Genomic DNA, 19,760 nt, shown 5'->3' on the forward strand with positions numbered 1-19,760 from the left:
CAATCCTCCTCAGGTCAGTTGATGGAGCGAGGCCCGGACGCCTTCGCGTTCCAGCAGGCCGATATGCTCCCCAAGCAGCGTTTCAAGACCCGGAACTGCCGTTAAATCCATGCCCCACAGCCGTTCTTCCTTCAGGATGCCGGTAACGAACGATTCCAGGTCGATCCAGTTCCGATCAAATGCCTCCAGCACTTCCGGCACATCGCGGCGGGCGACCTGGTCGCCGCGGTAGGTCAGGAGGAGCGCAGCGAAGGAGAGGACGAGCAGGTGGGGAAGCTTCCCCTGAGCCTGCTGATAACGGATCAGCACCGGCAGCAGGCGCGCCGTGAATTTCGAAATGCTGTTCAGCGAAATCGATGCCAGCTCATGCCGGATCAGCGGGTTGTTGAACCGCTCGCGGATAGCCGCCGCGTATTCGAGCAGCTCGGCCCGCGGCAGCTTCAGCACCGGCAGGATTTCGTCTTCCATCAGCTCCTCGACGAAGCGGCCCAAATCGCTATCCTTCATTACGTCCTCGACCGTTTCAAGTCCGGCAAGGAGGCCCAGGGGCACCATAGCCGTATGCGGGCCGTTGAGAAGGTGAACCTTGCGCTCGCGGTAAGGCGACAGGTCATCCGTGACGATGACGTTCAGCCCGGCTTCGGCAAGGGGAAGCTTCTCCCGCAGCCACGCCGGCCCTTCGATCACCCACAGATGATAGGGCTCGGCACTGACCATGAAGGGGTCTTCATAGCCGAGCTTCTGCTCCAGGTCGTCCGCCTGATCCCGCGGGTACCCCGGAACGATGCGGTCGACCAGGCAGGAGCAGAACGTGTTGGCTTCCGTGACCCAGGCGGCAAACGCATCGCCAAGCTGCCAGTCGGCGGCATGCTGCAGCACGAAGCGGCGCAGCTTCTCGCCGCTGTCCTCGATCAGCTCGCAGGGGAGGATGATAAAGCCGGCTTTGCCGAGCTGGAACCGCCTGTAGAGCAGCTCCGTCAATTTGGCGGGAAAGCTGGAATGCGGAGCGTCCTCCCGGCGCAGGCCGGCCTCATACACAATGCCGGCTTCGGTCGTGTTGGAGGTGATGAACTCGAGTTCGTCCTGTTCGGCCAGTTTCAAGTAGGCCTCATAATCCGTATAAGGATTGATGACCCGGCTGACGGTGTCGATAACTTCACTCGAGTTGACCAGCTGTCCTTGAAGCCGCCCTTTAAGCAGCACGGTGTATAAGCCGTCCTGCTCCATGAGCGCAGTGCTCTTGCCGTGTGGGGTCGGCTGCACGACGACGGCACTTCCGTTAAATAATCCCTTCAGATTCATCTGCTGCATCTGCCAGTTCACGAAAGCCCGCATAAAGTTGCCGCCGCCAAACTGGATCATGCGCTCGGGCAGGGCGGGGAGATCGGGAAACAGGCTGCGGGAAAGACGTGGTGTCATACGTATTTCATGCCTCCTTTAGAGATGATGGACATAATGCACACGTTAACATTTTGGTGTAAAAAAATCATGTTTGAATTGTCGCCTTCAAAAAATCAAGGGCATTACAGCTGTCCCTCCTAGGTGACAGCCGCAACGCTTTGCCGCACGATCAGCTCGGTCTGGACAAACAGCTGTTCCGGCGCCGAGTCCGGCTGCTCGAGCCGCTCGATCAGCTTGGTGGTGCCGAGCTTGCTGATATCGGCAATCGGCTTGCGGATCGTTGTCAACGGCGGGTACGTATACTGCGAGAACAAAATATCGTCGAACCCGATCAGCGACAGCTGTCCGGGAAGCGCGACGCCCCGCGCGTAGCAGGCATTCAGCGCGCCGATGGCCATATCGTCGTTCGAGCAGAAGACGAGGGTCGGGGGATCGGACAGGGAGAGCAGCGACATCATGGCGTTATAGCCGCTTTCGACCCCGTAGTCCCCGGCGGTGAAATAGTCCGGAACCAGCGGGAGGCGGTGGGCGATCAGACTGTCCATGAATCCCTGCTTCCGCTCCGTTGTCGACTTGAAGCCGGCCTTGCCTTCGATGATGGCGATCTTCCGGTGGCCGAGGCCAATGCCGTAATCCAGCGCTTCCCGGACGCCTTCGCGGTCATTGGCGACCACGTTCAGAATGCCGGGGTCATCCAGCTGGCGGTTCAGGACGACGAAGGGGATGCCGGTCTGCTTCAGGTGATAAATGAAAGCATTGTCCGCTTCGCTCTGGCTCATGACGAGCACGCCGTCGAAACGCCTTGGTGTTATAGCATCATAGTGCCGGATGCTGTCGATCCCGTGGACCGTAAGGCTGTAGTTCTCGTCGAGCACCTGATGAATGCCCTTGATGGCGTCCACGAGAAAGCTGGCCGAAGTTCCCTGGTCGATGCTGGAGAAGAACAGGCCGATCGTGTACGACTTCTTCATGACCAGGCTCTTGGCGCTGTAATTGGGAATGTAGTTGAGTTCGGCGGCGATGCGTTCAATGCGGTCGCGGGTTTCCTTCTTGATGAGCGGGTTGCCGTTCAGCGCTCTGGAAACGGTCGTATGCGATACCCCTGCAACGCGCGCGATGTCTTTAATCGTAATCATATGACCTCGTGACAAGAAATATTTGTTAACGGTTTCAGTTTAAGTTCAGACAGGGTTCAAGTCAATATGATTCCGGAAAAATGCACACGTGAATCATATTGTCAACCCAATCATGAAAACGCTATAATTGGAAACAAGAACGGGCTAAAGGAGCATCACAATGAAAAAAGGCCGCATGTTTTATAAAACGTTTATTCCCATTCTGGTCCTTGGGATCGGACTCGTCGTCAGTTTTGGCAGCTACATTTATATCAATACGACCCACTCGGTGATCGACCGGGTGGCGGGCAGCAAGCAGAGCTTTATTACCCAGACCAAAAATTCGCTTGAGCAGAAAATCCAGACGATCGAATACGCCTTTAATACATACAGCACGACGAGCTCGTTTGATGCCGTCGTAAAAAGGCCGATCACGGAACAGGATTTCGAAGAATACCGGAACGTCAATACACAGCTGAACTATATCGCCACGATGGGCTTGGAAGGGACCGAGTATTCGCTCATCAGCCTCGTACAGAATTGGCAGATTACGAGCGGAAAGCTGTCCTATTTGACGGATGCCGACCGGCGCAAGCTGTACGAGGCCTACATCGATGACAAAGACAAAGGGCTGTTCTGGATCAAAACGGATGACGGCATCCGTTTCGTGAACACGCTGCCGGTCTTTTCCAAGCAAAAGCAGGCGATTGCCCTTTCGGATATTTCCCGGTCCACGCTTGACCGGATCCTGAAGACTGAGGACAATGCGCCGGTCATCATTTTAAACAAACAGGGCGAGCTGATGTACGAAACCGATCCCGACAAACAGCTGCTGTCCGCTGACCAGCTTGGACACATCGTTCAGTCGGCCGGGGAAGATCACCGGGCCGGCAGGCTGAAGGTGACGGCATCCGGGCGCCAGTCGGCCGAAGCGATTTATGCCAAATCCAGCTACAACAATTGGATCTATGTAACGCTGCTGGACCAGAAGGAAATTTCCGGCGCGCTCAAGACGACCAAATACGGAATCATGCTGATGGTGGCCGTCATTACGCTGCTGATCATCGTGGTGGCTTACGGCATCTCCGTTTATTTCACGAAGCCGATCCGCCAAATCCAGCGCAGCCTGCCGCGCAGCTCCCATTTGCCGTACAAGAACGAAATCGAAGGCATCCTTCATTCCATCGACACGATCGTCACCGAGAAGAAAAACCTGGAGAGCATGATGGAAGCCGAATTGCCCCAGCTGGAAACGCAGCTGATCCTGAACCTGTTCCGGAACCGGGTGTCCCCGGAGGAGCTGGAGCGGATGCTGCCGCGTTTCGGGTATCCGGAACTGACGCAGCCGTCATTCGTCGCGATGCTGATCCAGATGGACAGTTACGGCGGCCGGGAGGCGTCGGACCGGGATATGCTGCTGCTCGCCATCAACAAAATGGTCGAGGAAGTCGTGCCGAAGGAAGGGCGCATGCTGCCGATTATTTTAAACGACAACACGCAGGCGACCATCCTCACGTTTACGGACCAGGAGGAACAGGAGATACGCAGGCAGGTGCTCTCCTTTTCGAAAACGATTATGATGACGGCGCGCGACTATTTGAACTGCTCCGTCAGCTTCGGCATCAGCAAGACGTACCGGCATCTGTGGGAGAGCAAGGAGGCTTGCGAAATGAGCAAGCAGGCGCTCCGGCACCGGCTCAATCTGGGTAAAGAATCGATCATTTTCTATGAAGATATTGAGACGGTCGTCTCGGGACCGGTGCTTCTGCATTACCCGACGGAGCTGGAAACCCAGCTGTTCGACGCGATCCGGCTGGGCGATGAGGAGCAGGTCCCCCGGGCGCTGTATCCGCTGCTGGCCGAGATGATGAAGAAGAACAAAAACTCGATGAATTTTGAAGTGGCCCTGGTGCGTTTCGTCAACAACCTGATCCAGCTGGAGCAGCTGCTCGGCGTGGAGGTGCTGCTGACGCAGGACAATCACGCCCTGTACCACCGCCTGCTCGATATCCGCAACCCGGAAGAGATCGAGCGGATCCTCGTGGAGGAAGTCATCTCGCCGATGGTGCGCAGCATGAAGGAGAAGACCAACCGCCAGTTCCGTTCCCTGGCCGAGAAGATCGCCACGATCGTCCGCACGGAGTACGACCAGGAATTGTCCCTGGAATGGATCAGCGACCGGCTTCATTATAATCCGAACTATTTAAGCAGCATTTTTAAAAAGGAGTTTGGCATGACGTTCAGCGAATACCTGATGAATTACCGGCTGGAGATGGCCAAGAAATGGCTGATTGAAACGGACATGACGATCAAGGAAATCGCCGAGCGGCTGCAGTATCACAATCCGCAAAACTTCATCCGGTCCTTCCGCAAGAAGGAACTTGTGACGCCGGGAAATTACCGTAAAGTCAAACAGGCTCAGTAATCAAAACACAAGTCTTGCATTTCCGTCCGGGCTGCTTTCTTGAGCGGAATGCAAGACTTTGCTGTTCGTTACCCTTTGACCGAGCCGAGCAGCGCCCCTTTGACAAAATGCTTCTGCACGAACGGATACGCGATCAGCATCGGTACGGTCGCGATGACGATCACCGCCATTTTGATGGTCTGCGCCGGCGGAACGACATCCACGGACGTCCCTTCGGCCTGCATGCCGCTGGAGACGATGACGATCTGGCGGAGCAGCACCTGGATCGGCCACTTGGTCGAATCCGTCATGTACAGGATCGCATTCATATAGGTGTTCCAGTAAGCTACCGCATAAAACAGCGAAATGGTAGCAATGGATGGCAGAGCGAGCGGAAGCATAATTTTGAAGAAAACGCCGAAATCGTTGCATCCGTCAATTTTGGCCGATTCCTCGAGCGCGTCCGGAAGGGCCTGGAAAAAGTTTCTCATTATAATCAGGTTAAACGCGTTAATGGCGACCGGAAGGATGAGCGACCAGTAGGAGTCGATCAGTCCGAGGCTTTTGACGACGAGGAACGTCGGGATCATGCCGCCGCTGAACAGCATGGAGAAGACGACGATGAAGTTGACGAAGCCCCGGCCGTAGAGATATCTCCTGGACAGGCCATAGGCCATGAGCGCCGTCAGGATCATGCTGACGATCGTGCCTACTACAGTGATCCCGATCGATACCCCCAGCCCTTTAAAAATCGTAGGCGTCGATAAAATGTACTTATAAGCATCGAGGGAGAATGTCGTCGGAAACAGAATGAATTTTTTGGCCACCACTTCCTGGGTGGAAGCGAAGGAGCTCGCAATCACGTTTACAAAAGGCAGCAGGCAAATGAGGGCAATCAGAATGAGCAGGAGGCTGTTTACGACGGTAAACAGGCGGCTGCCGAAAGACTCTTTTCTACGCAAAGCTGTGGATGGTGTCATACGCGGGTATCCTCCTTGTAATCGTTTACAGTTAGACTGTACCAAGCGCACCAGGTTACGTATATAATCAGCTCCTGAGGTGTTGTCCGGCAGGGGGGAGAGCGGGGAATCCGCGGCTGTCACCCGGATAATCATCAGCTTCAATCCGTAATCATCAGCTGAGATGCGGAAGGCGAAAATGGCGCCGTTATGCGGTTTTATGGCCGGTGTCAATGAAATGATTATGTACGGAATTCCCAAAACGGCCTAAGCTGGAGTCGTAACAGGAAACGCTTACAAGGAGGTCGACCTGGTGAAGGACTCGAACACGGCCGTCATGAACATGAATGTCAAACCGGCCAGGAAGGTACGGACGGACACCGCGCTGGACCGTATCAAACGTCACAAGCTGCTGTACCTGATGATTTTGCCCGGCGTGTTGTATTTCATCATCTTTAAGTATCTGCCGATGGGCGGTCTCGTCATTGCCTTTCAGGATTACCAGCCTTTCAAGGGGATCACGGGCAGCCCTTGGGTCGGAATGAAGCACTTTGTCCGCTTGTTTACAGAACCGACGTTCTTCATGCTTCTGCGCAATACGCTGATTCTGTTTGCACTCAACATCGTGATCTTTTTTCCGCTTCCCATTATATTGGCGCTGATGCTGAATGAGGTCAGGCACCGGCTGTTCAAAAACTGGGTACAGACCATCATCTACATCCCGCACTTCATGTCCTGGGTCATCATCGTCTCCATTACCTACGTATTCCTCACCGTGGACGGAGGCGTGCTGAACGAGCTGATCGCCAGGCTGGGCGGGCACAAAATCAGCTTCCTGACCGCTCCCGAATGGCTGCGCACCGTGTACATCGGGCAGATCATCTGGAAGGAGCTCGGCTGGTCCACCATTATTTATCTGTCTGCGATCACGGTGGTGGACACTCAGCTGTACGAAGCAGCCGAAATGGACGGAGCCGGACGGTTCCGCAAAACGTGGCACGTGACGCTGCCGGCGATCCGGCCGGTCATCATCACCCTGCTCATTCTCAAGATCGGCAGCACGCTTGATCTGGGATTCGAGCATATGTACCTGCTGCTCAATTCGCTGAACCGCGAGGTGGCCGAAATTTTCGACACCTACATCTATACGGCGGGGCTGAAAAACGGACAGCTGAGCTTTAGTACAACGGTAGGCTTGTTCAAAGGCTTGGTGGGACTTGTGCTGGTCATGGCTTCCAACCGGCTGGCGAAGAAGTTCGGCGAGGACGGCGTGTACTAATCAACGCACGGCGGGTGTGGGATCCATCCACGGATGTGGGATCAATCCAAAGGATAATAGAAAAGGGGAAATGGCACATGAAACCAATGGTAAGCAAGATGGCTGCGTTTACGCTGGTCTGCGGGCTGCTGCTCTCGGCCTGCGGCGGGGGAGGCGGCAAGGGGGAAACGGCCCAGGGCTCGGGAGGAAGCGCTGCGGCAGGTGACGAAAAAACGACGATTACGTGGCTGAACATTTTGCACACGGCGTCGCCGCCGACCGATACGGTGCTGAACAAGATTGAGGAGAAGACCGGGGCGGATATCAAATTTTCGTGGATTCCGGATGCTTCCAAGGAAGAACGCATCAATACGTCGCTGGCGTCCGATTCCCTGGCGGATATCGTTACGCTCACCATTCTCGACAATTCCTCCGTACGCAATGCCCTGAAGTCCGGCATGTTCTGGGAGGTAGAACCGTTCCTGGACGAGTTCCCGAACCTGGCGAAAATTTCGCAGGATACGCGGAGATCGGCTTCGATCGACGGCAAGCTGTACGGTGTGCCTTTCCAGAAGGATCTCGCCCGCAACGGCGTCGTCATCCGCAAGGACTGGCTGGATAAGCTCGGACTGTCCGTGCCGAAGACGACCGATGAGCTGATGAACGTCGCCAAGGCATTCACCGAGCAGGACCCGGACGGCAACGGGCAGAAGGATACGACGGGCTTCATGGACCGGAGCGATCTGATCTACGGCGCCTTCAAGACGCTGGGCTCTTACTTCGGCACGCCGAATAACTGGCAGGTGACGGATGACGGGAAAATGATTCCCGAATTCGAAACCGAGGGGTACGTCAAAACGATGGATTACATGAAGACACTGTACGAAAAAGGATATATCAATCAAGACTTTGCGGTGACCGCCAAAACCGACCAGCAGCAAAAATTCGCCCAGGGAAAAGCCGGAATTTACGTCGGCGCCCTGTTTGACGGGAAGAACCTCTTGAATATGGCCAAGGGCGTTCAGGATAACATGCAGCTCGCCTTGGTCAACAACATTACATCGACAGGCAACGAAAGCGACCGCGCGATTTGGGCGGCGAACAACGGAATCGGCGGACTGCTGGCTTTCCCGAAATCCGAAGTGAAGGATGAAGCCGAGCTGAAGCGCGTTCTGAAGTTCGTCAACGACCTGATGGATGACGATGTGTACGCCCTCATGACATACGGAATCGAAGGCGTCCATTATACCGTGGATGCGAATGACGCGGTTACGATCACCAATACCGATTTGTGGCAGCAGGAAGTGCAGCCGTTTGCCTCTTCCCGTCCGAGCGAAACGGGCTACAAAATCCATGATGCCGATCCGCTGAAGGCCGAGGCCGACAAGCTGATCAAGGAAAACGCAAAATACGGGGTGCTGAACCCGGCATATTCCCTGGAATCCGAAACGTACACAACGCAGGGCTCCGAGCTGCAAAAGATCATCACTGATGCGACTTACAAATACATTCTCGGCAAAATCAACCTGGACGAATTCAAAGCTGCGGTGGAGAACTGGAAGAAATCCGGCGGCAGCAAAATTATCGAGGAATACGAGGCGGCCTACAAGGCTACGCAGCAAAAATAACGGCTGAGCCGGACGCAAGAAGAAAGTACCAGGTCCTATCCCGCCTGCATGGGGGTTAGGACTGTGTTTTTTCCAAGACGGCAGGGTGCAAAAAAGCAATCGCCGGCGGAGATGGAAATTTTATTAGAGAAAGCCGGAAATTTTATCCGAGGAGGATCAGCATGCAGACATTCAACGCGGCGCAGCGCATGGCCGAGTCCATCATGGCACGGACGCCGAAGCTGTACGAGGGTAAGGGATATGAAGGCAAGTGGTCGTATGATTACGGCGTGGTGCTCAAGGGCTTCGAGCTGCTCTGGAAGCAGACGGGAGACCGCCGGTATTTGGACTATATCCGGGACAACATGGACCATTTTATTCAGGAAGACGGGAGCATCCGCGGGTACCGCCCCGAAGAATACAACATCGACCATATCAACAACGGCAAGCTGCTGTTCACGCTGTACCGCGAGACGGGGGAGGAAAAATACAAGCAGGCCGCCGGGCTGCTGAGATCCCAGCTGGCATCCCATCCCCGGACGTCGGAGGGGGCATTCTGGCATAAGGAAATTTATCCTTATCAGATTTGGCTGGACGGCCTGTATATGGGCTCGCCTTTCTATCTGGAATATCTGCTTACGTTTGAAGACGGGGCGGGACTGGACGACGTGACGAAGCAGTTCAAGCTGTGCGAGCTCCATACGAAGGATGAGGCCACCGGGCTCCTGTATCACGCTTGGGACGAGAAAAAAGCCCAGCCGTGGTGCGACCCGGCCACCGGCTTATCTCCAAATTTCTGGGGAAGATCCCTTGGCTGGTTCGTCATGGCGCTGGCGGACAGCCTGGAGCTGCTGCCGGGAAGCCATCCCGATTATCCGGAGCTGAAGCGCATCTTGAGCGATACGCTGCGTGCGCTGAGATCCTATCAGGATCCGGGCAGCGGCGTCTGGTACCAGGTGGTCAATGAGGGCGGCCGCAAGGGGAATTACTTGGAGGCCTCGGCTTCCAGCATGATCACCTATGCCATCGCGAAAGGGCTCCGCCTCGGCGTGCTTGCGCCGCAGGAATGGCAGGACTGCTTGGACAGAGCGTATCGGGGGCTGCTGGAGGAGTTTGTGCTGGAGACGAAGGAAGGCTGGCTGAACCTGAACAAAAACTGCCAGGTGGCCGGGCTGGGCGGGGCCGACCGGCGCGACGGCACGTACGCCTATTACATTAGCGAGCCGATCATCACCAACGACCAGAAGGGGCTGGGGGCGTTTCTGCAGGCCTGCGGCGAATACGAGGCCAGGGTTCCGGCCGCTGCGGCGAAAGGAGAACAGCCATGAGCGTGTACAGCATCACCGAGTTCGGGGCGGTACCCGGCGGCGCCGAGCCGGCGACCCGGGCCATCGCTGCGGCGATCGAGGCGGCGGATGCCGCGGGCGGCGGGACCGTGTTCGTCCCCGCAGGCATGTACCTGACCGGGGCTATCCTCCTGCGCAGCAACATCGAGCTGAGGCTGGACCCGGGCGCGGTCCTGTCCTTCAGCACCGATCCGGCGGATTATCCGGTCGTGACCTCCCGCTGGGAAGGGGTGCTGCGTGAGGTGCACGCCTCATGCGTGTACGGACACGGGCTGAAGAACGTGTCCATTACCGGCAGCGGCACGCTGGATGGCAACGGCCAGCCCTGGTGGGACAAGATGCGCAGCCGCCCGGATGAGCTGACCCACCCCCGGCCGAAGCTGATCAGCCTCGACCGCTGCACCCGGGTGACGATCCGCGATGTCACGCTGATCAACTCCCCGAGCTGGACGGTCAATCCGATTCTCTGCGACAACGTGACGATCGACAACGTCTCGATATACAATCCCGCGGATTCGCCGAATACTGACGGCATCGACCCGGAGTCGTGCCAGAACGTGCGGATCAGCGGCTGCCACATCGACGTCGGCGACGACTGCATCGCCATCAAGGCCGGCACGGAAGACACGGCGCAGCGGGTTCCGTGCGAGAACATCACGATCACGAACTGTACGATGATCCACGGCCACGGCGGCGTCGTGCTCGGCAGCGAAATGAGCGGGGACATCCGGAACGTCGTGATCAGCAACTGCATCTTTAAGCACACCGACCGCGGCATCCGGCTGAAATCGCGGCGGGGGCGCGGAGGAACGGTGGAGGATATCCGGGTCAGCGGCATCGTCATGGAGGAAGTCATCTGCCCTTTCATTTTGAACCTGTATTATTTTTGCGGACCGCGGGGCAAGGACAAGTACGTCTGGGATAAGCGGCCTTATCCGGTCACCCTGGAAACGCCGACGTTCCGGCGGATTCACTTTTCGAATATTACCGCAAGGAACGTACATGCGGCGGCAGGGTTTGTTTATGGTCTTGCGGAAAGGTATATCTCGGAATTAACGTTTGCCGACATCGATATTTCCATGGCGGAGAACCCCGTTCCGGGGCGTCCGGCCATGATGTCCGGCATCAAGGATATGAAAGCGCGCGGCTTTTATTTAGGCAATGTGAGGGACATTCGGTTTGACCGGGTCACGGTTGGCGGCCACGAAGGGCCGGCTTTCTACGTCGAGAACGGCGAAGACGTGGAATGGCAGCAGTGCCGGTCAAAGGATACGAAGGTGCCGGAGCAGCTTGTAAAGCAGGTAAGCGTAGTTCCGCAGGAGGAGGATCTCAGCGAAGAGGAGGTTTAACCAATGATGAGGGAACGGTTGAAGAAGCTGCTGGGCGATGTGCCGGAGGACCGGCCTATCCAGGCGGAGCTGCTCAAGCAGGAAGAGACGGACGGGTACCGGCTCGAGACGCTGCTGCTGGATTTAAACGGTCTGGAGCAGGTGCCCGCTTATGTCGCACTGCCTATAGACGGAGAGGGGCCCTATCCGCTCGTCGTTTTCAATCACTCGCATGGCGGCAATTACACAAACGGACGCAGGGAGCTGATCAGCGGCAGCTCGTATTTGCAGCAGCCGTCTTTTGCCAGCACACTGACCGGCATGGGCTATGCCGTCTGCTGTATCGACATGTGGGGCTTCCATGAGAGGTCGGGTAAGACGGAGAGCGAAATCGTCAAGGAAATGTTATGGCAGGGGCGCGTCATGTGGGGCATGATGCTGTATGACAACCGGCGGATGCTGGATTACATGTGCTCCAGGGAAGATATCGACGCCTCGCGGGTCGCGACCCTAGGCATGTCCATGGGCGGGATGATGGCCTGGTGGCTGGCGGCGCTGGACGAGCGGATCAAGGTGACCGTGGACATCTGCGGACAGGTGGATGCCCATACCTTGATGAAGAAGCGCGGGCTGGATCACCACGGGTTCTACTACTACGTTCCGGGCTTGCTGAAGCACTTCACGACGCTGGAAATCCAAGCCATGATCGCCCCGCGGCCAAGGATGAGCCTGACCGGGCGCACCGACCGGCTGACCCCGGAGGAAGGCGTCGTGTTGCTGGCCGATGGCCTGCGGGAGGTATACCGGGCCGCCGGACAGGAGGAGCATTGGCAGACGGTCATGACCGGCGGCGGCCATATGGAGACGGCTGAAATGCGGGCCCGCTGGCAGGGATTTTTGGCGGAACACTTGTAAGCGATGGCCGCAGCCCGAAACGAAAGGGGGGAAGGTCATGATTGTAGGAAAGCTGGACCACTGCGATTATCCGACGATTCAGGAAGCGGTGGATGCGTTGGAGAAGCAAGATCCGCAGCGGCCCGAAACGCTGTACATCCTGTCGGGTGTCTATGAGGAAGCGGTACGGATATACCGGTCCGATCTGGCCGTGATCGGCATCGGATATGTGGAAATCACGAAGGGCCGGTATGCCAAGGAACTGGACGAGAAGGGAAATGAGATTGGCACCTTTGCAACGCCTACGCTGTTCCTTGGCGGCCGGCGGCTGCTAATCGAGAATTTGGTCGTGACCAATTCGGCCGGGCAGGGCGAGGACATCGGCCAGGCCGTGGCGGTCTACGCGCACTGCGACGAAACGCTTTTTCGCTACTGCACCTTTAAAGGGCACCAGGACACGCTGTTTACCGGACCACTTCCGCCTGCGCCCAAGCATGGCGGCGTGTTTGGAGGAATCCCGCTCCGGGAGCATCACCGAGAGTACCGCCAGGTGTACGAATACTGCCGGATCGAAGGGACGGTGGATTTTATATTCGGCGGCGCGGCCGCCTTCTTTGACCGCTGTGAGATTCGCAGCCTGCGCCATTCGAGCGGGCATGCCGGTTATATCGCCGCGGCTTCTACTCCAGCGGGGCAGGAATACGGGTATGTCTTTAACCTCTGTTATTTGACGGCAGAGCCAGGCGTATCGGGCGTGTATCTGGGAAGGCCGTGGCGCGAATATGCACGCACTGACTACGTCGACTGCCGGATGGGCGGACATATCGAACCGCTGGGCTGGGACGACTGGAACGATCCGGGGCGGCGGCTGACGGCCAGGTACCGGGAATTCGGCACCCGCTTTGATCCGGCCGCGCCGGCTCCGGGAGGACAGCGGGCCGGGTGGGCGGTCTATCAGGAGACGCTGGAAGGGGCTCCGCAGAAGGAGCAAGTTTTTACCGGAACGGACTTTTGGAAACGAAAAGGAGAGGGAAGAGCATGACCATATCCACCCAAACGGCAACCATTCGAAACCCGGTGCTGCCGGGCTTTAATCCGGATCCGTGCATCGTGCGGGCAAAGGACACTTATTATATCGCGGTGTCTTCCTTCGAGTGGCTCCCTGGCGTAAGGGTATATGCTTCCAAGGATTTGGCGGTATGGGAGCACTGCACCGACGTGCTGACCGATCAGGTCGACCTGCGGGGAAACCCGAAGAATTGCAGCATCTGGGCGCCTCAGCTCAGCTACCATGACGGGTTGTTTTACCTCATTTATACCGATGTGAAAAGCACCAAGCGCCCATTTAAAGACGTTCACAATTATTTGATTACGGCGCCTTCGATTCACGGGCCCTGGTCCGAGCCGGTCTATTTGAACAGCAGCGGATTCGATCCGAGCCTGTATCATGACGAAGACGGACGGAAATGGCTTCTGAACGAAATCTGGGATTACCGCATTCCGGAAGGGAATAAATCGAGCGGCATCGTTATTCAGCAGTATGATCCGCAGCAGCAGAAGCTAGTTGGTAAACCGTTCAAGCTGTTTGACGGGACGGATCTGAAGAAGACCGAAGCGCCGCATATCTATAAGCATCAAGGCTATTACTACTTGATTACGGCCGAAGGCGGCACCGGGAGCGGCCATGCGGTGACGGTAGCCCGTTCCCGCAGCTTGATGGGCCCTTACGAAGTGGACCCCCGCAATCCGATGCTGACCTCCCGGAACAACCCGGAGCTCCCGCTGCAGTGTGCCGGCCACGGCAGCCTGATCCAGACGCCGCAAGGGGAATGGTACATGGCCCATTTGTGCACGCGTCCGGTTGAAGGCCAGTACGCGCTCCTTGGCCGGGAAACAGCGCTGCAGCAGGTGTACTGGGACGAGGAAGGATGGCTTCGCCTGACCGCCGGGGGGAATTCCCCGCAGATGGAGGTCCCGCGTCCGAAAGGGATCACGCCGGCAGAGGCCAAGACGGCCGCGGAACGGAGCTTGTTTGAGGATACCTTTGACGGACCGGAGCTTGCCAAAGCCTGGAATACGCTCCGCATACCGGCGGATCCATCCTGGTGCTCGCTGTCGGAGCGCCCGGGGTATCTCCGCCTGCATTCCGGGGAATCGCCGCAAAGCCTGTTTCATCACCACATTGTGGCCCTCCGGCAGGCGGATATCCATTTCCGAGCCGAGACGTCGCTGGAGTTCGAGCCAGCAAGCTATTTGCAGATGGCCGGGCTGATGCTTTATTTGAACGATGAAAATTACTTGTATGCTTATGTGACGCAGGACGAAGAGCAGGGCAAGGTGATCCGGCTCATGCGCTGCGCGGACGATGCGTTCACCGTTATTCCGGACATGATTCCGGTGAATGCCGGGGAAGCTGTTCAATTGGCCGTGGAAGTCCGTGGCATCCGCGGACGGTTCTATGGCCGGTTCAGCCCGGGGCAGGATTGGGTCCCGCTGTTTGAAGAGCAGGACATCCGCTTCCTCTGCGGCGGCTTCACCGGCAACTTTGTCGGTATCGCCGTCCATGATATGCAGTCCTTTGGGGGAAGCTATGCGGACTTTTCCCATTTTCGTTATACGGGAATTGAAGCATAGAAGAGCAGGGATGATCGGTAATGATGAAAAAGGGGCTGCTCTTATGTGAAGCAGCCCCTTTTTTCGGTTCTTACTTTTCCTTGGACGGATTAATGAACGGCCTGCGCCTCAGCTGAAGGCCCGTGTTTTTCAGCTCGGAATCCAGCTTGAACTCCAGTTTTGCTGTCGAGTACAGCTTGGGCCACCGGTCGTATTGGCTGGGTGGAACTTTTCCTCTGAAGCGGTTGCCAAGTCCAAAAATGTCGGATTCCTGCGCCTGCGTCATCCGGAATACAGCGGCTGCCCGCTGCTCAATCAGGCGGTTAATGGAAGCTTCCAGATGCTTTGCCTTGATGTCGATCCCGCGCGCGGAATCCATGAGGGTCATCGAGAGCTTGGCATGAATGCGGATGACGGGCTTGCCGCTTCTCATATCCGTGTCGATATCGGCACTGGAATTCAGAATTTTAAGGTTCATTTTATCCGCGGTTTCGATTTCGAAAGGGGACATCTTGCCCGTAACGATTTCGTAAATCAGGGTTTCCTCCGGAGAGATCATGCCGACCATGGCGTCATTTTTAAAGAATGCATTGCCCGCGACCCGGAATATCGTTTCAGAATCCGTCACCAATACAGGCACGAGGCATTCCTCAAGCGGATCATAGTACCCCCTGAAAATTTCCCATAGCGACACGACGTTTTTTTGCGAGGTTCCGCCGCCGTAGCGTTCAAAGAACAGCTTCGTGTAGATGCCCGAGAGCTCGCCCGTCGGGTTGGGACGTTCAAATATTGACTTCATGCCGCCTGTCGTAATCGCAATTAACGAATCCAGAGGAACGGTGCGGTCCCTGATTGTGAATTCCAAATAGGGCATGAATCCTTTTTTCGCCAGTGCCTGATCCAGAAAGATTGACTGGTTCTGCGACATATCCAGACTTTTGGGCAGCCTTAACCGGAGCTGGTCTATGGCTTCAATCACGGTGCTGCCTTCCTGCTTGGTGACGAAAAAATCCTTATGGGCTCCGTTCTGCGACTGCGGGAGTGGGAACCTCATCCAGACCCGCACCCGGTCACCGCCGGCCGGCTCGATACCGATCGCGGTCTCGAGGAGCCGGTTGTCGACATCTTTGACATCCCAGCAGCCGGGGAGGAAGAGAAGCAGGCATAAGATGGCCAGGCATCGGGCTGCGCGTCTGCTCATTGGCGGGCCCTCATTTTGTTGGAAATGAAGGACTTGACCAGCACAGCCATAGGAAAGCCATACATTAAGTAAAGGCGCAGAACCGTATCCCACTCCACGGCTTTTTCGATCCATTCCCATGAAGGAATAAGCCGGATGGCGGCGTATGCCGTGACTCCTGCCAGCACATACAGCAGCTTTTCGTTCCAGCTGGGAAATACCGCCCTGATTGCCGTTACGATGCAGTTCAGGATCAGGGCAAGCAATAAAAACAAATAGAGGATGGAGCTAACGATAAATACGGCGGTTAAATTCTCGATCACCAGCCAGTAATAGCTTACCGAGTCCATTTTGCTGATATAAGGAAGCGTCAAAATTCTTGACATCTCCGGACTAAACGTCAGCGCCGGCTGATAGACGGCGGCGGCCAGTAAAGGCAGAAAACAGAGCGCAGCCACGGTATAAGGCCGCCACAGCTTCTTCGGCTGTTTGGCGTATCTGCCGCAAGCCGCAAAGTAAAGATAGCCGGCCCAGATGAAGGATGTCGTGTAAAACTTCGGGCTGGTCAGAAAATCCCCGTTGGTATAGAGCCATGGTTTGCCCAGATTAAAATCGAGATCGCCGAAACCCAGCAATACGAGCCCGACGGACAGCGGAAAGCTGACGAGCAGAAACAGGACGGAAGCACGGATAATCGAACCGATTCCCCCGAAAGCCAGAAAGACGCCAATAAAGATCATCCCGTCCAAAAACCACTGCGGCGTGCTGTGAAGGATCGTCATCGAGATGATCTCGCTGTGAGCCCGGACGATGATCACCATGGCGCTCCACATAAACCAGAGCAGCGGGACGATAAAAAGAATGACCCCCGGCCACCCAAGCACGCGCTTTGTAATCGTATAGGCGTCTTTTCCTTGATGCAGCGCGAGGACCCGGCTGAACAGCCAGGCACCCAGCAGTCCGAGCAGCATCCAGACCAGGATCGGGATCCAGTAGCTCTGGGTGGTGGACTGCAGAACGAGCCAAGGGTACACATGAAAGGAGATCGCCCCGAATACCATCATCTGCAGGACGAAGTATTGGGGCATGGAGATCTTCAGTTCCTCGTTCGATGGATTCATTGTCTCGACCCTCTTCCGAAGGTAATCCAGTAGCTGAGTGAAAATTTGCGGGAGCCGCCGATCAGCCCAAGACTCATGGACCGGATCCGGGCACCGGGGCCGATCGGAGTCAAATAGGAAACGCCGAACGATTGGATGCGGGAGAGGCAGATGACGAGAATGGCAAAGCAGATGAATATGCCGAGAATTCCGATGACGCTGGCCCCGGCGAGCGTGAAATATTTTAAAATCCGCTGAACCAGGCCCATCTGATAATCCACGACGATAAAATTGGTCAGCGCCGTCGTTGCGACGATGATGACCAGCAAATTGCTCACAATATTCGCTTGAATGATCGCCTGTCCCAGCACCACCCCGCCAACCATCGTAACGGTGGAGCTGATCGACCTTGGCAGGCGTATGCCGGCCTCAACGATGCAGTCCAGAAGAAACAGCATGATGAGGGACTCGAGCCACACGGGATAAGGGACCCCTTCCCTGCTGCCGGCGGCGGCCAGACTGATCTCCAGACGGTTGAGGTCAATGTTCACCGACGTGATGGCGACATAGAGGGCGGGCAGAAACAGATTGATCATGAGTGCGATGAACCGCAGCCACCTTAAAAATAATGCGATCAGCGGCGTCAGGTATTGATCTTCGGGGGATTCCCAGAAATCGAAGAAGGACCCCGGGGCGATGATCGAAAACGGCGTTCCGTCCATCAAGACGACAATCTTCCCGTTTAACAGGGAGGCCGTTACCCGGTCCGGGCGTTCCGTCGTGACGGCGGCAGGGAAGAGGCGGGAAGATCCGGGGTCCATGAACCGCAGCAATTCGCCGGAATCTTGGATTCCGTCCGCTTGGATGGCGCTGATTTGACCGCAGGTGTATTGAACGAGACCCGGATCGGTCACCCCTTCCAGGTAAACCACGCCCACCTTCGTATTGGTCAGATCTCCGACGCGGGCCTCCCAAATTTTCAAACGGGAGGTTTGCATCCGCTGGCGTATGAGGGCGATATTGGTTGAATAGTTTTCGATAAAACCGTACATCGGGCCCTGAATCACGTTCTCCGTCTGCGGCTGTTGCAGTCCCCGCTGCTGCGGATTTTCCGTTGCCAGAATCAGGCCGTTGGCAGACTCCGCAGTGCACAGCACGGTTTTGCCGGCGCATACCGCTTTTTCGCAAGCGGAAAAATCACCAGCCGAATAGCTGGTGCCGTAATAACTGTGCAGTGTGGTCAGGACACCATCCTGCGGCTGCCGGTTCACATTGAATATGAAATGATCGGAGCCGACAAGCGTCGTCAGGTACAGCAAATACAGCTTGCCGGCGTCCGATTCACCGATGCAGACGGCCTGGAAGTCGGCCGCATGCTGAAAAGCCTCCTGGAGCCGGGAAAGAAGAAATTCAGAGGACGTATGCTGGAGCGCCTGAAGCATCGTTGCACCTTTGCTGGGTTCCACGGGTCGATCATCCTTTGCATGACACTTTTTGCCTTCGAATGAACCTAATTATTCCAATTACGGCATCAAATTATGCAGGAGGATGGTGAGGTTACTCTGAAGGCAATCCTGACAGCATCGATCCGTAGTGTTCCGCGATTCCCCGGCTGACTTCGGCCATGCGCAGCACCAGGGATTCCGGCTCGGCGATGGTCAGCGCTTTTCCGTAGGGAAGAAGAAAGTAGGGGACGTATGAATGCAGGGAGGTGGAATCAAGCCTGTATACCGCTTCCCCTGGGCTTCGCTCAATCAGTGCATGTCCGAGCAGCCAGTGCTGCTTCAGTTCATTCAGGACATGATCGTGAGCCTGAATCCGGACCGTGACCAGGGAAGGGTCGCCAGCCGGGTCCGGCAGCAGCTGTTCCAGCAGAACGTCCTTGGCCGAAAAGTTCTCGGGGCGCTCAAAACGCCGATCCGTCAAGTCCAGGCTCACAATCCGGTCAACCCGGAAGTTGCGCAAATCCTTGCGGAGATGGCAGTATCCGGTGGTGTACCATTGCCCTTTCCAATGGATGATGCTGTAAGGATCGAACTCACGTACCGACCCGGTTCCGGAATCTCCATTGGAGCCGCCGTACACCATCCGGAGGGTCTGCCTTTGTCCAGCGGCTTCCTCAAGGCATTGCAGCCGCCCTTTTTGCTCCGAATCGATGGGCGGTTGAAGGACGGACAGCCCGCTGCTGTGGCGTTCAATTTGTGTGAGCTGCTTCTCGTTCGTATACCGTTTCAGTTTGTCCACGGCCCTGCCCAGGGCATCGGTGTGAGGATACCCAGCCTCCTGGGCAAACACCGAAGCATGGACGAGGGCTTTCTGCTCCTCCGCATCGAACATGAGCGGCGAGTCGGCAAAGGTCCCAAGGATTTGGAATCCGCCGTTTGGGCCGGAATCGGCAATGATCGGGACGCCGCTTGCGCAGAGCGAATCAATGCACCGGTACACGGTGCGGACATGGATCTCCAGCTCGTCGGCAAGCTGCTGTGCCGTCATTTTTTTGCCGGACCGGAGCATCCAGAGGATCGAGAGCATGTTATCAGCTTTGGACATCGGAG

Annotated in this window: 15 protein-coding genes; 8 read left to right on the forward strand and 7 right to left on the reverse strand. The window is 56.4% G+C overall.

What is annotated here, in order from left to right:
- Nucleotides 1-9: 9 nt before the first annotated feature.
- Together KI379_RS04120 and KI379_RS04125 are read right to left on the reverse strand one after the other, a co-directional pair.
- A complete protein-coding gene (locus KI379_RS04120) occupies nt 10-1,419 on the reverse strand; it encodes a tagaturonate reductase (protein WP_212982857.1) in 1,410 nt (469 codons plus the stop codon).
- A 119-nt stretch (nt 1,420-1,538) separates the two neighbouring features.
- Nucleotides 1,539-2,537 carry a LacI family DNA-binding transcriptional regulator gene (locus KI379_RS04125; RefSeq protein WP_076170338.1) on the reverse strand — a complete coding sequence of 333 codons (999 nt, stop codon included), beginning with the start codon at nt 2,535-2,537 and terminating at the stop codon, nt 1,539-1,541.
- Nucleotides 2,538-2,697: 160 nt separating this feature from the next.
- On the opposite strand from KI379_RS04125, the gene KI379_RS04130 reads away from it, so the two are divergent.
- On the forward strand, nt 2,698-4,941 hold the full coding sequence (locus tag KI379_RS04130) for a helix-turn-helix domain-containing protein (protein WP_212982858.1): 2,244 nt from the start codon (nt 2,698-2,700) through the stop codon (nt 4,939-4,941).
- Between the two features lie 68 nt (nt 4,942-5,009).
- Here the strand turns inward: KI379_RS04130 and KI379_RS04135 are convergent, their stop codons facing one another.
- A complete protein-coding gene (locus KI379_RS04135) occupies nt 5,010-5,900 on the reverse strand; it encodes a carbohydrate ABC transporter permease (RefSeq protein ID WP_076170336.1) in 891 nt (296 codons plus the stop codon).
- Nucleotides 5,901-6,192: 292 nt separating this feature from the next.
- On the opposite strand from KI379_RS04135, the gene KI379_RS04140 reads away from it, so the two are divergent.
- The 7 genes from KI379_RS04140 to KI379_RS04170 all read left to right on the forward strand — a co-directional run bounded on the left by KI379_RS04140 (nt 6,193) and on the right by KI379_RS04170 (nt 14,946).
- Complete coding sequence (locus KI379_RS04140; protein WP_373309525.1) at nt 6,193-7,158, forward strand: ABC transporter permease; 966 nt, start codon at nt 6,193-6,195, stop codon at nt 7,156-7,158.
- A 77-nt stretch (nt 7,159-7,235) separates the two neighbouring features.
- Complete coding sequence (locus KI379_RS04145) at nt 7,236-8,765, forward strand: extracellular solute-binding protein (RefSeq protein WP_084203892.1); 1,530 nt, start codon at nt 7,236-7,238, stop codon at nt 8,763-8,765.
- Between the two features lie 161 nt (nt 8,766-8,926).
- The gene (locus tag KI379_RS04150; protein WP_212982859.1) at nt 8,927-10,072 is read left to right on the forward strand and encodes a glycoside hydrolase family 88/105 protein; all 1,146 of its coding nucleotides are present in this window, start codon (nt 8,927-8,929) and stop codon (nt 10,070-10,072) included.
- Nucleotides 10,069-11,439: a glycoside hydrolase family 28 protein gene (locus tag KI379_RS04155; RefSeq protein WP_212982860.1), complete on the forward strand. Its 1,371-nt coding sequence runs from the start codon at nt 10,069-10,071 to the stop codon at nt 11,437-11,439. The genes KI379_RS04150 and KI379_RS04155 overlap by 4 nt, the downstream gene beginning before the upstream one ends.
- 3 nt (nt 11,440-11,442) lie before the next feature.
- A complete protein-coding gene (locus KI379_RS04160; protein WP_076170333.1) occupies nt 11,443-12,333 on the forward strand; it encodes a dienelactone hydrolase family protein in 891 nt (296 codons plus the stop codon).
- A 37-nt stretch (nt 12,334-12,370) separates the two neighbouring features.
- Nucleotides 12,371-13,354, forward strand: a complete 984-nt coding sequence (locus KI379_RS04165) for a pectinesterase family protein (protein ID WP_212982861.1) — start codon at nt 12,371-12,373, stop codon at nt 13,352-13,354.
- Nucleotides 13,351-14,946 carry a glycoside hydrolase family 43 protein gene (locus KI379_RS04170; protein WP_212982862.1) on the forward strand — a complete coding sequence of 532 codons (1,596 nt, stop codon included), beginning with the start codon at nt 13,351-13,353 and terminating at the stop codon, nt 14,944-14,946. The genes KI379_RS04165 and KI379_RS04170 overlap by 4 nt, the downstream gene beginning before the upstream one ends.
- Before the next feature lie 70 nt (nt 14,947-15,016).
- Here the strand turns inward: KI379_RS04170 and KI379_RS04175 are convergent, their stop codons facing one another.
- The 4 genes from KI379_RS04175 to KI379_RS04190 all read right to left on the reverse strand — a co-directional run bounded on the left by KI379_RS04175 (nt 15,017) and on the right by KI379_RS04190 (nt 19,755).
- Nucleotides 15,017-16,126, reverse strand: coding sequence for a Ger(x)C family spore germination protein (locus tag KI379_RS04175; RefSeq protein ID WP_076170330.1), 1,110 nt, complete (start codon nt 16,124-16,126; stop codon nt 15,017-15,019).
- Complete coding sequence (locus tag KI379_RS04180) at nt 16,123-17,226, reverse strand: GerAB/ArcD/ProY family transporter (protein WP_212982863.1); 1,104 nt, start codon at nt 17,224-17,226, stop codon at nt 16,123-16,125. The genes KI379_RS04175 and KI379_RS04180 overlap by 4 nt, the downstream gene beginning before the upstream one ends.
- Nucleotides 17,223-18,671 (reverse strand): spore germination protein, encoded by a 1,449-nt coding sequence (locus KI379_RS04185; protein WP_212982864.1) that lies wholly within the window; start codon nt 18,669-18,671, stop codon nt 17,223-17,225. Before KI379_RS04185 ends, KI379_RS04180 begins: the two co-directional genes overlap by 4 nt.
- A gap of 91 nt (nt 18,672-18,762) precedes the next feature.
- Entirely contained in the window at nt 18,763-19,755 is a 993-nt protein-coding gene (locus tag KI379_RS04190) for a helix-turn-helix transcriptional regulator (RefSeq protein ID WP_212982865.1), read from the reverse strand.
- Nucleotides 19,756-19,760 lie beyond the last annotated feature (5 nt).

The organism is Paenibacillus cineris (assembly GCF_018333335.1).
GTDB lineage: Bacteria > Bacillota > Bacilli > Paenibacillales > Paenibacillaceae > Paenibacillus_AQ > Paenibacillus_AQ favisporus.

Bases quoted from the DNA above. Each gene is read 5' to 3' on its own strand.
- KI379_RS04180 (WP_212982863.1), bottom strand. From the start codon at position 17,226: ATGAATCCATCGAACGAGGAACTGAAGATCTCCATGCCCCAATACTTC.
- KI379_RS04135 (WP_076170336.1), bottom strand. From the start codon at position 5,900: ATGACACCATCCACAGCTTTGCGTAGAAAAGAGTCTTTCGGCAGCCGC.
- KI379_RS04190 (WP_212982865.1), bottom strand. From the start codon at position 19,755: ATGTCCAAAGCTGATAACATGCTCTCGATCCTCTGGATGCTCCGGTCC.
- KI379_RS04120 (WP_212982857.1), bottom strand. From the start codon at position 1,419: ATGACACCACGTCTTTCCCGCAGCCTGTTTCCCGATCTCCCCGCCCTG.
- KI379_RS04175 (WP_076170330.1), bottom strand. From the start codon at position 16,126: ATGAGCAGACGCGCAGCCCGATGCCTGGCCATCTTATGCCTGCTTCTC.
- KI379_RS04130 (WP_212982858.1), top strand. From the start codon at position 2,698: ATGAAAAAAGGCCGCATGTTTTATAAAACGTTTATTCCCATTCTGGTC.
- KI379_RS04150 (WP_212982859.1), top strand. From the start codon at position 8,927: ATGCAGACATTCAACGCGGCGCAGCGCATGGCCGAGTCCATCATGGCA.
- KI379_RS04165 (WP_212982861.1), top strand. From the start codon at position 12,371: ATGATTGTAGGAAAGCTGGACCACTGCGATTATCCGACGATTCAGGAA.
- KI379_RS04125 (WP_076170338.1), bottom strand. From the start codon at position 2,537: ATGATTACGATTAAAGACATCGCGCGCGTTGCAGGGGTATCGCATACG.
- KI379_RS04160 (WP_076170333.1), top strand. From the start codon at position 11,443: ATGATGAGGGAACGGTTGAAGAAGCTGCTGGGCGATGTGCCGGAGGAC.
- KI379_RS04170 (WP_212982862.1), top strand. From the start codon at position 13,351: ATGACCATATCCACCCAAACGGCAACCATTCGAAACCCGGTGCTGCCG.
- KI379_RS04155 (WP_212982860.1), top strand. From the start codon at position 10,069: ATGAGCGTGTACAGCATCACCGAGTTCGGGGCGGTACCCGGCGGCGCC.
- KI379_RS04145 (WP_084203892.1), top strand. From the start codon at position 7,236: ATGAAACCAATGGTAAGCAAGATGGCTGCGTTTACGCTGGTCTGCGGG.